This window comes from Yoonia maritima, from assembly GCF_003003285.1.
GTDB lineage: Bacteria > Pseudomonadota > Alphaproteobacteria > Rhodobacterales > Rhodobacteraceae > Yoonia > Yoonia maritima.
The window spans coordinates 1-13,345 of sequence record NZ_PVTP01000021.1; the positions used below are offsets into that span (position 1 = coordinate 1).

Genomic DNA, 13,345 nt, shown 5'->3' on the forward strand with positions numbered 1-13,345 from the left:
ACCGCCAACACGCCGCATAATCAAACCAACCAGATGAGCCAGACTCTCTCTTAGTTTAGGCCCGCTTTGGTTCCAAAAAACCTGACGACGGACAGAGGTATTTGGTTCGTAAAAATGTCTCGGCAAGAAACGCTAGGTCCGTCCTTGAAGCAAAACTTGCGAGATGGCATCAATTTGAGCTAGATGAGATCAATGCAGATCCTCGATTTTTCTCATAGCCCTGCTCTCGTTGTTGCATCGTTACTTGTTGCGATGATGTCGGGCTTTACCGGATTTTCGTTAACCAAAGGGCTGTCAGAGCGCAGTGTTGCCCAAAGAAAAGTACTGATTGTCTTAGCTGCCATCGCGTTGGGCGGTGGCATATGGTCGATGCATTTTGTCGCCATGCTGGGCCTGCAACTGCCAATTTTGTTTTACTACGACGCTGCGGTGACGCTTAGTTCTGCGCTGGTGGCGATTCTTGTGGCCGGGACTGCCTTGCTCATTCTGCATTTCTGGCAACGGACGCGAGCTACGTTGGTGCTGGCAGGGACGATTGTTGGCATTGGCGTTTTGGCGATGCATTACCTTGGCATGTCAGCGATGGAACTATGTCAGGCGCTCTACACCCCGCTCGGTCTTGCGCTTGCTGTCGTGTCGTCATGTGCATTGAATATCGCGGCCTTTTCCATCGCCTATGGAAAGCGCACGCAACGCAATATCGTGCTAGGAACTTTGGTATTTGGCTTTGCGGTGTTCGCCGTGCATTTCATCGCAATCTGGGGAACGTCCTTTGTTGCGGTTGAAACCCTGCGGGAAGTCGGCCCTTTGGTCAGTAACGAAGTGCTCGCGGTTGGTGTCGTGCTTAGCAGCTTTGTCCTATGCGGTGCGTTCTTGCTGACTGGCGTCACGTTCTTGACGCCTGCCCAGCCTGATGTCCCCTCGCCTGCCGACAAACCGTCAGTAGAACCGACTGCAGCGACACCGATCATCACTAAGCAAATTCCATATGAACAAGACGGGCGTACGTTGTTCATTGACATAAAGACTGTCGCCGCCATTCGGGCCGAGGGTCACTACACACATCTCTACACCGAAACCGGCAAGCTGTTTTGCGTTTGGTCGATCACCGAAGCTGAACAAAGATTGAAAACCGGGCCATTTATCAAAACCCATCGCAGCTACTTAATTAACCCAGCATATGTGAAAGGTTTTGAACGACTCAAAGATAACGGGGTCTGTCATTTTGAGCTTGCCAATCTTGCGAAGGTTCCCGTCAGCCGCTCTCAATTGCAGAAGGTGCGTGAGGTGCTCGGCGTATAGTCAGGCGGATTTCGTGTAGCCTCTTTCGCATTTCGTGCAAAAATACGCTTATTTAAAGGAAAAACACGTGCGGCGTATGCGGCCGCATACAACCATTCCCCCAGCTAGATTAATTCATGGCGGGGAGGACCAGCATGATACCAGCGGCATTCGATTACTATCGTCCAAAGGGAATGGACGAAGTGATAGCCCTATTACAGGAACACGGCGATGACGCGCGTGTAATGGCGGGCGGGCACAGCCTGATCCCAATGATGAAACTAAGGATGGCGGAAGTTCCCCACCTTATCGACCTTCAGGACATCGACGGACTTAGCGACATTTCGGTCGATCAGGGCCGGATCACGATTGGGGCGATGGTCACACAGCACGATCTGATCAATCACGATGGATTGACCGCTGCTGCGCCAATCCTGCGCGAAGCGGCACTTCAGATTGCAGATCCACAGGTACGTTACATGGGCACGGTCGGGGGGAACGTGGCCAATGGTGATCCGGGCAACGACATGCCCGGCCTGATGCAATGCCTTGATGCGCAAATCCACCTTATCGGCCCAGACGGCGAACGCACGGTTGCCGCGCGCGACTATTACGAAGCGGCCTATATGACCGACCGCGAAGACGACGAAGTGCTCGTTTCGGTCAGCATGGACACCCCGCAAGGCGGCTATGCCTATGAAAAGCAAAAGCGCAAAATTGGTGACTACGCCACGGCGGCGGCGGCTGTTCAGATCGTTAAGGTCGGTGGTTCAGTCAAATCCGCCTCTGTCGCGATGACAAACCTCAGCGATGTTCCAGTATGGTCAGAGGCCGCTTGCGACGCACTGGTCGGCACCGCCTGCGACGCAGCTGCGGTCAAGTCGGCGGTCGCTGCGATGCTAGGAGACATTGACCCTGCCGAAGACAACCGCGGGCCTGTCGCCTTCAAACGCCACGTTGCTGGTATCATTCTTACGCGCGCCATCGAACGCGCGTGGTCGCGGGCCTGAGGGGGGAACCATGACTGACAAAATGCACATCAAATTGAAAGTGAACGGCGAGGACAAAGAGTTTCTTGCTGAACCACGCGAGCTGCTGATTTACGCGCTGCGCGAAAAACTTGATATCACAGGCCCACACGTTGGCTGTGACACGTCCCACTGCGGGGCCTGCACGGTTACGCTGAACGGCAAGTCAGTGAAATCTTGCACTATGTTCGTGGCCCAAGCCAATGGCGCAGAGATCACTACAATCGAGGGCATCGGTGAACCTGATGCGCTGCACGTCCTTCAGGAATGCTTTCGTGAACATCACGGGTTGCAGTGCGGTTTCTGCACACCCGGCATGATCATCCGCGCAACCAAACTGCTAGAGGAAAATCCAAACCCAACCGAGGAAGAAGTCCGCTTTGGCATGGCTGGCAACATCTGCCGCTGCACTGGCTACCAGAACATCGTGAAATCCATTCTGGCCGCCGCAAGTGAGATCAACACTGCAAAGGAGGCCGCGCAATGAACGATTTGACACCAGATCGCGAAGAACGCTCTGCCAATCTGAAAGGCATGGGTTGTTCGCGCAAACGCGTCGAGGATGCACGATTCACCCAAGGCAAAGGCAACTATGTCGATGACATTAAGTTGCCGGGCATGCTCCACGGTGATTTTGTGCGGTCGCCCTATGCCCACGCAAGGGTTGTTTCGATCAACAAAGATGCGGCAATGGCCCTACCCGGCGTTGTGGCCGTTCTGACCGCCGAAGACCTTGCGCCTTTGAACCTACATTGGATGCCCACGCTTGCGGGTGACAAACAGATGGTTCTGGCTGACGGCAAGGTCCTGTTCCAAGGACAAGAGGTGGCTTTTGTCGTCGCTTCTGATCGCTATGTCGCGGCGGACGCCGTGGAATTGGTCGAGGTGGAATACGAGGAACTTCCCGTTCTGACTGACCCGTTCGAGGCGCTGAAATCCGACGTGGTTTTGCGCGAAGACCTAGCGGGCCAGACAGAGGGCGCACATGGCCCACGCAAACACCACAACCATATCTTCACATGGGAACAAGGTGACGAAACCGGCACCAATCAGGTTTTGGACAATGCCGAGGTCGTGGCAGAAGAAACCATGTATTATCACCGCACGCACCCCTGCCCGCTTGAGACATGCGGCTCGGTTGCTTCGATGGACAAGGTCAACGGTAAGCTAACCCTTTGGGGCACTTTCCAAGCCCCACACGTAGTGCGGACGGTTGCGTCATTGTTGTCCGGCATCGAAGAGCACAACATCCGCGTTGTGTCCCCTGACATCGGTGGTGGTTTCGGGAACAAAGTTGGGGTCTACCCCGGCTATGTCTGCTCTATCGTGGCATCAATCGTAACCGGAAAGCCCGTCAAATGGGTCGAAGACCGGATGGAAAACCTGATGTCCACCGCATTTGCGCGGGACTATTGGATGACCGGTAAGATTGCTGCGACCAAGGACGGTAAAATCACTGGCTTGCACTGCCACGTGACAGCCGACCACGGTGGCTTTGATGCCTGTGCGGACCCGACAAAGTTCCCTGCGGGCTTTATGAACATTTGCACCGGATCTTATGACATCCCGGTCGCTTATCTGGCTGTCGATGGTGTCTACACTAACAAGGCACCGGGCGGCGTTTCATATCGCTGTTCGTTCCGTGTGACAGAGGCCGTCTATTTCATCGAACGCATGATCGAGGTTCTCGCGATTGAACTGGACATGGATGCCGCTGAACTACGTCGTATCAACTTTATCAAAAAAGAGCAGTTCCCATATACAGCCGCGCTTGGCTGGGAATATGACAGCGGCGACTACCACACCGCCTGGGACAAGGCGCTCAAGACCGTCGATTATGATGGTTTGCGCAAAGAGCAGGCCGAGCGGGTCGAGGCGTTCAAACGCGGTGAAACCCGCAAGCTAATGGGCGTCGGCCTTAGCTTCTTTACCGAGATCGTCGGCGCAGGCCCGGTCAAGAACTGCGATATCCTTGGGATGGGTATGTTCGATAGCTGTGAAATCCGTATCCACCCAACAGGGTCCGCGATTGCACGGCTTGGGACAATTTCGCAAGGTCAGGGTCACGCGACCACATTTGCGCAAATTCTAGCAAGCGAGATCGGCATCTCGGCCGACAGTATCACTATCGAGGAAGGCGACACCGATACAGCGCCTTATGGGCTGGGCACTTATGGTTCCCGGTCCACCCCTGTGGCTGGTGCGGCGACAGCAATGGCCGGGCGCAAAATCCGTGCAAAGGCACAGATGATTGCGGCCTACCTGCTAGAGGTCCACGACGATGATGTTGAATTCGACATCGACCGTTTCGTGGTCAAAGGCGCCCCTGAAAAGTTCAAGACAATGAAAGAAATCGCCTATGCGGCCTATAATCAGGCCATTCCGGGGATTGAACCAGGTCTTGAGGCTGTCAGCTATTATGATCCACCCAACATGACCTACCCCTTTGGGGCCTATGTCTGCGTGATGGACATCGACGTTGATACAGGTGTTCCTGAAATCCGCCGCTTCTATGCGCTGGATGACTGCGGCACACGTATCAACCCGATGATCATCGAAGGACAAGTACACGGTGGCCTGACCGAGGCTCTTGCCGTCGCTTTGGGTCAAGAAATCGCGTATGATAAGCTAGGGAACGTGAAGACCGGGACGCTGATGGACTTCTTCTTGCCAACCGCATGGGAAGTACCAAACTACGAAACCGACTATACCGTCACCCCAAGCCCACATCACCCGATTGGGGCAAAGGGCGTCGGCGAAAGCCCCCATGTTGGTGGCGTGCCGTGTTTCTCGAATGCGGTACAGGATGCCTTCCGCGCCTTTGGACTGCGGCACACCAATATGCCGCACGACCACTGGCGGATTTGGCAGGCTGCAAACCAACTTGGGTTGCACGACTAAGCAAAACGGGGTGGCCACCAAAGGCCACCCTCTGCACGGATCGGAATTCGACATGGACTGGAAAACGTTGCAAACCGCTATGGCGGATCAAGGCTATATTGCCGACGATGATCTCGCTATGGCAGTGCATCTGGCACTTGCCTTGGGCCGCCCTTTGCTGCTGGAAGGCGCCGCTGGCGTTGGCAAAACCGAAGTGGCGCGTGTGTTGTCACAGGTTCAGGACACCCAGTTAATCCGCCTACAATGCTATGAAGGCTTAGATGCCGCGCAGGCGATCTATGAATGGAACTATCAACGGCAATTGCTATCGATCCGCGCTGCCGCAGAGGACGGTGAAACAGGGCGCGAGGTCGAAGAACGTATCTTCTCCGAAGATTTCTTGCTCGAACGCCCCCTACTCAAGGCGATCAGGCAAGAAAAATCACCTGTTCTGTTGATAGATGAGGTTGACCGGGCAGACGAAGAATTCGAAGCATACTTGCTCGAAATACTCTCAGAGTTTCAGGTAACGGTGCCAGAACTTGGCACGATCAATGCGGTCACGCGACCGATCGTTATCCTGACTGCGAACGGCACGCGCGATCTGTCTGATGCGCTGCGCCGGCGCTGTCTGTATGCCCATGTGGCCTATCCCGACCGCGCAACCGAATTGGCAATCCTGAACGCGCGTTGCGCTGGGATCGAGGAAGCGCTCGCGGGTCAGATCATCGCCTTTGTGCAATCGCTGCGCAAAGAAGACCTCGAAAAGAAACCCGGCATTGCCGAAATGTTGGATTTTGCCGCGGCCCTGATGGGGCTTGGCATCGCTGACCTAACGCATGATCCCGTCGTTCTACAGGCCAGCCTTGCGACTTTGCTGAAAACCCAATCCGACCGCGACAACATCACGACCGAAGTCGCGCAGCGCCTAGCAGGCAAAGCCGCATGAGCCGCGTCACCAAATTTGCGGGCCGAGATCCGGGCCCTGCCGCAAGGATGAGCGGATTCATCGCACATCTGCGCGATAATGGGATGCGGTTGGGCGTTGGAGAGACTGAGCTAGGCCTTCACGCGCTCACGCATGTCCACGCCCCCTCACCACACGAAACGCGCCATGCGCTGCGGGCTATTTGCTGTGGATGTGCCGAAGATGTTGAACGTTTCGATGACCTATTTGATGCGTTTTGGATGAACGGTGGTCGGGTGGCCCACAAGACCATCCCGACACAAACACCCGCATCCGACCACGTCCACTCTTCACGCAACGCCAAGGGGTCCGACGCTGATACCGGCGCCGGTGCCCCAACAACGCCTGACGGCGATGACGGTGCCGCCGAAGCCGATGGCGAAGGCAAACTGATGGCCAGCATCGCACAGGCGACTATGAAAAAGGACCTGCGCGACCTCGTGCAACCCGAGGATATCCTACAGGCACAAAAGATCGCCGAACGCTTGGGCGCTGCGCTACGTGACCGCCGATCACGCCGCCGCAAACAAGCCCGCAAAGGCGACCAGATACATTATCGCAAGGTGATACGGCAAAGCCTATCAACGGGTGGCGAACCTTTGCAGCTTTTCAAGAAACGCCGTCCCGACCGCCCGATGAAGATCGTCGCGATCTGCGATGTGTCGGGATCAATGACCACCTATGCCCAAGTCTTTTTGGCGTTCATCGCTGGCCTCATGCGCGCTGACACAACAAGTGATGCGTATCTATTCCACACCCGACTTGTGCGTATCGCCGAAGCATTGCGTGATAAAGACGCGATCCGGGCATTGGGGCGTTTGTCCGTCCTTGCCGATGGCTTTGGCGGCGGGTCCAAGATCGGTGCGTCACTGATGCAGTTCTCTCGTACCTACGCCCGACGTTTTGTCGATGGTCGGACTGTCGTGCTGATCCTTTCTGATGGCTACGACACCGATACCCCTGAATTAATTGGCGAGGCACTTGCGACACTCAAAAAGCGTGGCTGCAAAATCATCTGGTTGAACCCGTTAAAAGGATGGGCCGGATACGAACCTGTCGCCCGCGGCATGGTCGCGGCAATGCCCCACCTTGATCTGTTCCGCCCCGCCAACCGCCTTGCCGATTTGGCCGATCTAGAACGAGAGCTAACACGCCTATGACCCCAGCCGAGCTAACAGATGCCGACATTGCCGAAATGGCCAAGGACATGCGCGCACGGGGCGAACCTTTTGCGATCGCAACCGTCATTCGTACGATGGGTGCCACCGCCGCCAAACCCGGCGCCAAGGCCCTGCTAGGCGCAGACGGCGCGATTTTACACGGCTGGATTGGTGGAGGCTGCGTGCGCGGTGCAATTGCTAAGGCAACCAAACGCGCCATGACCGAACGCGCGCCGCAGCTGATTTCGCTGCACCCGCGCGACCTACTGAACGAGAAAGGCATCACACCGGGCGACGACGTTGACGGCGTGCGATTCGCGGTCAATGGCTGCCCATCCAAAGGCTCAGTCGACATCTTTATAGAACTGATCCTCCCGATGCCCGAGCTGCTGATTTACGGGGTTTCTCCCGTCGCCAAATCTCTGGCCAAACTGGCAACGCAATTTCAATGGGCGGTGGCAGAGGGCGCTGCGGAAGACGCACCCACCCCCCTTACGGACGGTGAAACCCGGATGATTGTGGTCGCAACACAGGGCAAGGACGATCTCGCCTCCCTTAAGTCGGCTCTAAATGCCGACGCGCAATTCATCGCGTTCGTTGGGAGCCAACGAAAGTTCGACACCCTGTCAGATCGGCTCATCAAAGAAGGGATCGCTGAAACGGCGGTCGCTAAAATCCATGCACCTGCCGGGATGTCGATCAATGCGGTGACGCCTGACGAAATCGCGCTGTCGATCCTTGCCCAGCTCACCCAAATTCGCCGGCAAAACCAACGTGATGAAGGCGACGCAAATGTATAACTGTGCCGCAATTGTTTTGGCTGCAGGGATGTCGACCCGCATGGGTGACACCAACAAACTGCTAATCGAAATTGACGGAACACCAATGATCCGGCGGTCCGTAATGACCGCCATAGCAACCTGCGATGCGCCAGTTACAGTCGTGACCGGGCACCAAAGCGATTTGATCAAGGCGGCATTGTCCGGCCTGCCAGTCTCGTTCATGTTCAACCCAAACTATGCCAAGGGTCAAAAAACATCGGTGGCCTGCGGATTAAACGCCTCCCCCGAAGCGGAAAGCACCTTGGTCGTGCTTGGAGACCAACCACGCTTAACACCAAAGCATCTGTCATGGCTCTTGGCACAACACAGCGCCGCCAAAATCACCATACCTATCTGCGAGGACAATCGGGGCAACCCCGTCGTGGTCCCTCATGCGCTAATGCCTAGGCTTTTAGCCGACAAACGAAACCCGGGGTGTTATATGTTTACACGCCAGAGCCCTGACTTGGTGAAGTTTGTCGAAACAGACCAACATGCATTTTTCCAAGACATCGACACGCCCAAAGACTTGGACAACCTCACTCAACAAGAGGAGCTAACGCCATGATCCGCATTGTGACCCGGCTGTTGCATCGATGCAAACCTGCCCCTCTTAGCGAAGAACAGGCCGCCATTTTGGCCTCAATTAAATTCCCATGTTGTTAAAAAGGAAAACACCTTGGAACTGAACGACGAAATCACGATCAACGCACCAATGGCCCGCGTCTACGAGGCGCTAAATGATCCGGAAATACTGCAGCAATGCATTCCGGGCTGCGAAGAGCTGATCAAACATTCCGACACCGAACTAGAAGCAAAGGTCGTGCTGAAGGTTGGGCCCGTAAAGGCCCGTTTCAAAGGCGATGTGGTGCTTGACACATCCGGCGCCCCGGAAGCGTTTTCACTAACGGGCCAAGGCAACGGTGGGGCTGCAGGCCACGCCAAGGGCGGCGCTGATGTTACATTGAAAGAAGTCGATGGCGCGACTATCCTTACCTACACCGCCAAAGCTGAAATCGGCGGAAAACTTGCCCAGCTTGGCTCGCGATTGATCCAAAGCACCGCGAAAAAGCTGGCATCAAAGTTCTTTAAAAAGTTCGCGGAAGTCGTGGATGAGGTAGAAGCCTAGAAATGCAAAACCGTCAGTTCCTCGAAAATGCCGAGGATATTTTGGCTTTTGTTCAGGACTGCCAGAGCGCGCAAATCTCTTGTGCGCTTTGCGTGGTGACGGGCGTGTCGGGTGGATCAGCACGATCCGTCGGTACGCTAGTCGCAGTCCGCGCTGACGGTCAAATGGCCGGCTACGTTTCACATGGCTGTGTTGATGCCGATCTATGCGTTCAGGCCATCGATGCCATCAATGATGGAAAACAGCGTGAAGTGATCTATGGCGTGGGAAGCCCATTTATGGATCTGCGTTTGCCATGCGGGGGAACCGTTAATATTCTTATAGATCCCTCTCCTGATCACGTAAAATGCAAAGAGGCGTTGAAACGACTAATGCAGCGTCAAGCTGTTACTCTGGTCTTTTCTGCGGGCAGTGGTTTTGTCAGGCTGAATCTACAACATAAAGTCACGGGTTGGGATAATGGAATTTTTTCCGCATCCCACGTCCCAGCACTCAGACTAATTATCGCAGGCGTTGGTCCGCCATTGGCTGCTGTTGCGCAAATCGCAGCCGCGATGAATATTGAATACCATGTGTTATCTCCGGACGAACAAGCGGCCAATTACGTCAGCGGCACACAGCGTCAAAGTTTCAAACATTTGGTCATACAAGACGTAAGTATCGATCTGGAGCTGGATGCTTGGACTGCCGTTTTGGTTTTGTTTCACGACCACGACTGGGAACCAAACATCCTTGAAGCTGCGCTGCGAGGAAACCCGTTTTACATCGGCGCTTTGGGCAGTGCGCGCACGCATGAACAGCGTATCGCACGACTATTGTCTCGGGGCGCCAACAAACAGGACGTTTCCCGGATCAAAGGGCCAATTGGTGTGATTTCGGCAGCGCGCGATTCATATACCTTAGCGCTGTCGGCAATCACCGAAATCGTCGATGCATATCGCGGCTAAGGACAATGTCACCCTCGAGGCACGCCCTTAGCGCGGAGCAAACGTTTTTGGGCGGCGATACGGAACGGGGCGTTTGGTGCCCCGTAACCAATGTAGCCATTTTTGCGTTCTAAGATTTCAAAAAACATGCCGCCCGCGAACGGTTTTGAATATAATTGAAAGAACTCTTCAACTTCGTATCGGTCATAAAGAATGTTGTACCGACGCAAGTCCGCAAGCGTCTGTGTTGGGATATCAAAGCGCGATTCCAGATCAGCATAGTAGTTTTCTGTCATTGGTAGCGGTACGAAACCATCCTTTGCCAAATTCTCCGCTGTTGCAAAGATATCATCTGTCGCGAACGCAACATGCTGTACAGGCGCACCAAAACGGTCCGCAAGAAACGACCCTGTAAAAGTCCGGTGGCTTTCAGCACCGTTTAGCGTGATCCGAAATGCGTCTGACTTACCTTCTAGCGCCTGACTGCGCACCAACCCATCGGGGTCGGTAACATCGACCATTGCTGCTTTTTTCATGTCAAACAGCGAAGTGTAAAACAACGACCAGCTTAGCATTTCATCATAGGTCATGGTCTGAGCGACATGATCAATCCGTGTCAGCCCAACGCCCTGATCAGCTTGTTCAACCGGCTTAAATTCGGCGGTCCAAACATCCGACAGCGCTTGCGATCCGTCAAGAAAATGCAAAACGCTGCCACCCAGCCCCCGGATCGCCGGGATTTCGATCTGCCCTTGGCTTAGCGCTTGGGCAAAGGGCTTACCACCAAGCGCCTTTGCGCGGGCCGCCGTGTCGGCAGCGGAACCGACCGACAGCCCGATGTCATAGATGCTCGTCCCATGCGTCAGGAAGATAGACGCGGCAAGGTCGGCGGTTTCTTCGTTGATAAGAATGCGAATGTCGCCCTGCTGCCAAAGAGTCAGCGCCTTGGAAATATGCTGGCCGACTTGTGCAAAGCCTAGCCCACGCAAAAGCGCCTCAAGCGCGCGCGCTTCTTCGCCACGCGACGCAAATTCGATAAAGGCCACGCCCTGCACATCGCCACGCGCAGGAAAATCGGCAATATCCACTGATATCGTAGGCTCTGCGCGGCGCACGTCGTCCATTAGGTTCAGCAAAGACCGATACCCATCACGCGCGACGCTTTTTGCGCTGCCACCGCGAAACTGGTCGTTGAAAATCTCAAGACTGATCGGCCCGCGATAGCCTGCCGCCATCACCGCCTGCGTAAACGCCAGTACATCCAGATCGCCTTCGCCAGGCATGTTCCGGAAATGCCGCGACCAATATAGCAAATCCATTTCGATACGCGGCGCATCGGCGAGCTGTACAAAGAATATCTTATCTCCCGGAATCCGGCGAATAGTGTCCGGGTCAATGCCCCGTCCTAGCGTGTGGAAACTATCTAGAATCAGGCCGATATTTGGATGATCTGCGCGACGCACGATTTCCCACGCGTCACGATGGTCATTCACGTGGCGGCCCCAGGCCAGTGCCTCGTATCCGACGCGAATACCGTGCTCTGCCGCGATCTCACCCAATGCCGCAAAATCATCGGCCGCGCGATCAATCCCACCCAGATTTGCAGGGTGAACCGATGAACAAAACAGCACTAGGTCAGTGCCAAGTTCCTGCATCAGTTCAAACTTTCGCTGCGCGCGTTCAAACGCTTTGGCGCGCAGTGGATCCGGGAGACCTTCAAAATCGCGGAACGGTTGGAACAGCGTGATCTCAAGCCCATGATCCCGGATCATCCGTCCGACATCGGCTGGGCTGCCATCATCCACGATGAAGTCTTGTTCGAAAATCTCAACGCCACTGAACCCGGCTGCGGCGATCGCCTCTAGCTTTTCACGCAGATTTCCCGGGACTGATACGGTGGCAATGGACGTTTTCATGACGGTTCCTAACTAAGAAGAAGATCATCGCGTAGTCGTGTTTCATCAACCGTCTGCCCCGAGAAGATGCGCCAAGCATGCACACCCTGAAAAAAGAACAGCTCCCATCCTGAAATGACAGTCAGGCCTTGGGCCGCTGCATCATTAAGAAACTGGGTATTCACGGGCGTGTAAACTGCATCAAAGGCCCATTTTGCATTGGCCATCGCAGTTGACGGTAACGGTGTCCCATCATACCCGACCATGCCAACCGGTGTACAGTTTATCAGGCCTTCGGCACCGTCAGCCGCGCCGGACGCGTCATCAGAAATGGATATCTTCATGTCGGGGGCGACAGGCTTTAAGGCTTTGGCCAATGCTTGGGCTTTGGCAGTATCGCGATCAACCAATCGCAGCTCTGCGGCACCCAGTTTTGCAAGTCCGAAGGCAACAGCGCGCCCAACACCACCTGCACCAATCATCAAAACCGGACCCGGTTTCACATCTTGGCGAACACGCTGATAGGCGGCCACGAAACCTGAATAATCAGTGTTATGCCCAACCGCCGCGTCGCCTTCGAAAACAACGGTATTGGCTGCACCAATTGCCCGCACCAGCGGGTCATTAATCCGCAGGGCCGGCATAACGCGTTCTTTGTAGGGGTACGTCACGTTAATTCCGCGATAGCCACCTGTCTGGCAATAGGCCAACGTTTGCTGGAATGTCTCGTTTAGGTCCTTAGGAACCAGCCGGTCATAGGTAACAGCAATGTTGTTTTGATCACCAGCCAGCCGGTGCAGCAACGGCGACCGCGACCGGGAAATATTATCCCCGATCAAGCCTAGACGAAACGTATCCTTCATCACGCCTTTCCTCGCATCATGGATTTCGCACGGGTCCACAGCGGGGTCTGCGAGACAAAGATCAATACGACCGCAACGAAGAGTACCGTCGACAGAGGGCTTGAAAACAGCCCACCAAAGAACCGGCCAAGGTCTTCACGCTCTGAGATAATCGCACGGCGCCAGTTGTCGTCCAACAAACGTGACAAAATCACCCCAAGGATCACCGGCCCCAGCGGATAGCCATAGTGGCGCATGAAATAACCAAAGACGCCAAAGCCAAGCATCCAATACACGTCACTGATCGCGTTGTTCACCGCATAAGCGCAATCATTTCAGCGATGAAAGTATGCCGAAGCATGACGGCTACTACGGTGCTGCCGCGCATCTGATGACCGCAGATCGACGCGCACGAG

13 protein-coding genes are annotated in these 13,345 nt (G+C 55.0%); 10 read left to right on the top strand and 3 right to left on the bottom strand.

The genetic code is table 11. The annotated features are described in order from the left end of the window. Nucleotides 1-192 precede the first annotated feature (192 nt). From CLV80_RS18070 to CLV80_RS18115, 10 genes are all read left to right on the top strand, one after another. Nucleotides 193-1,302 carry an MHYT domain-containing protein gene (locus tag CLV80_RS18070; protein ID WP_106359343.1) on the top strand — a complete coding sequence of 370 codons (1,110 nt, stop codon included), beginning with the start codon at nucleotides 193-195 and terminating at the stop codon, nucleotides 1,300-1,302. Nucleotides 1,303-1,436: 134 nt separating this feature from the next. Further along, nucleotides 1,437-2,291 (top strand): FAD binding domain-containing protein, encoded by an 855-nt coding sequence (locus tag CLV80_RS18075; protein ID WP_106359344.1) that lies wholly within the window; start codon nucleotides 1,437-1,439, stop codon nucleotides 2,289-2,291. 10 nt (nucleotides 2,292-2,301) lie between these two features. After that, a complete protein-coding gene (locus CLV80_RS18080) occupies nucleotides 2,302-2,796 on the top strand; it encodes a (2Fe-2S)-binding protein (RefSeq protein WP_106359345.1) in 495 nt (164 codons plus the stop codon). Further along, nucleotides 2,793-5,210 carry an aerobic carbon-monoxide dehydrogenase large subunit gene (locus tag CLV80_RS18085; RefSeq protein WP_106359346.1) on the top strand — a complete coding sequence of 806 codons (2,418 nt, stop codon included), beginning with the start codon at nucleotides 2,793-2,795 and terminating at the stop codon, nucleotides 5,208-5,210. Before CLV80_RS18080 ends, CLV80_RS18085 begins: the two co-directional genes overlap by 4 nt. A gap of 52 nt (nucleotides 5,211-5,262) precedes the next feature. Further along, nucleotides 5,263-6,138: an AAA family ATPase gene (locus tag CLV80_RS18090; RefSeq protein ID WP_106359347.1), complete on the top strand. Its 876-nt coding sequence runs from the start codon at nucleotides 5,263-5,265 to the stop codon at nucleotides 6,136-6,138. Next, nucleotides 6,135-7,316, top strand: coding sequence for a vWA domain-containing protein (locus CLV80_RS18095; RefSeq protein WP_106359348.1), 1,182 nt, complete (start codon nucleotides 6,135-6,137; stop codon nucleotides 7,314-7,316). Before CLV80_RS18090 ends, CLV80_RS18095 begins: the two co-directional genes overlap by 4 nt. Then, nucleotides 7,313-8,116 carry an XdhC family protein gene (locus tag CLV80_RS18100; RefSeq protein ID WP_106359349.1) on the top strand — a complete coding sequence of 268 codons (804 nt, stop codon included), beginning with the start codon at nucleotides 7,313-7,315 and terminating at the stop codon, nucleotides 8,114-8,116. The genes CLV80_RS18095 and CLV80_RS18100 overlap by 4 nt, the downstream gene beginning before the upstream one ends. Further along, the gene (locus CLV80_RS18105; RefSeq protein ID WP_106359350.1) at nucleotides 8,109-8,705 is read left to right on the top strand and encodes a nucleotidyltransferase family protein; all 597 of its coding nucleotides are present in this window, start codon (nucleotides 8,109-8,111) and stop codon (nucleotides 8,703-8,705) included. The genes CLV80_RS18100 and CLV80_RS18105 overlap by 8 nt, the downstream gene beginning before the upstream one ends. Before the next feature lie 111 nt (nucleotides 8,706-8,816). After that, the gene (locus CLV80_RS18110; protein WP_106359351.1) at nucleotides 8,817-9,266 is read left to right on the top strand and encodes an SRPBCC family protein; all 450 of its coding nucleotides are present in this window, start codon (nucleotides 8,817-8,819) and stop codon (nucleotides 9,264-9,266) included. A 2-nt stretch (nucleotides 9,267-9,268) separates the two neighbouring features. Further along, complete coding sequence (locus tag CLV80_RS18115; RefSeq protein ID WP_106359352.1) at nucleotides 9,269-10,213, top strand: XdhC family protein; 945 nt, start codon at nucleotides 9,269-9,271, stop codon at nucleotides 10,211-10,213. Between the two features lie 8 nt (nucleotides 10,214-10,221). On the opposite strand, the gene CLV80_RS18120 is transcribed toward CLV80_RS18115, so the two are convergent. From CLV80_RS18120 to CLV80_RS18130, 3 genes are read right to left on the bottom strand one after another with little or no spacing between them, the layout of a single operon-like run. Next, complete coding sequence (locus CLV80_RS18120; RefSeq protein WP_106359353.1) at nucleotides 10,222-12,108, bottom strand: bifunctional sugar phosphate isomerase/epimerase/4-hydroxyphenylpyruvate dioxygenase family protein; 1,887 nt, start codon at nucleotides 12,106-12,108, stop codon at nucleotides 10,222-10,224. 8 nt (nucleotides 12,109-12,116) lie between these two features. After that, the gene (locus CLV80_RS18125) at nucleotides 12,117-12,950 is read right to left on the bottom strand and encodes a shikimate dehydrogenase family protein (RefSeq protein ID WP_106359354.1); all 834 of its coding nucleotides are present in this window, start codon (nucleotides 12,948-12,950) and stop codon (nucleotides 12,117-12,119) included. Continuing rightward, nucleotides 12,950-13,246, bottom strand: coding sequence for a hypothetical protein (locus CLV80_RS18130; RefSeq protein ID WP_243394628.1), 297 nt, complete (start codon nucleotides 13,244-13,246; stop codon nucleotides 12,950-12,952). The genes CLV80_RS18125 and CLV80_RS18130 overlap by 1 nt, the downstream gene beginning before the upstream one ends. Nucleotides 13,247-13,345 lie beyond the last annotated feature (99 nt).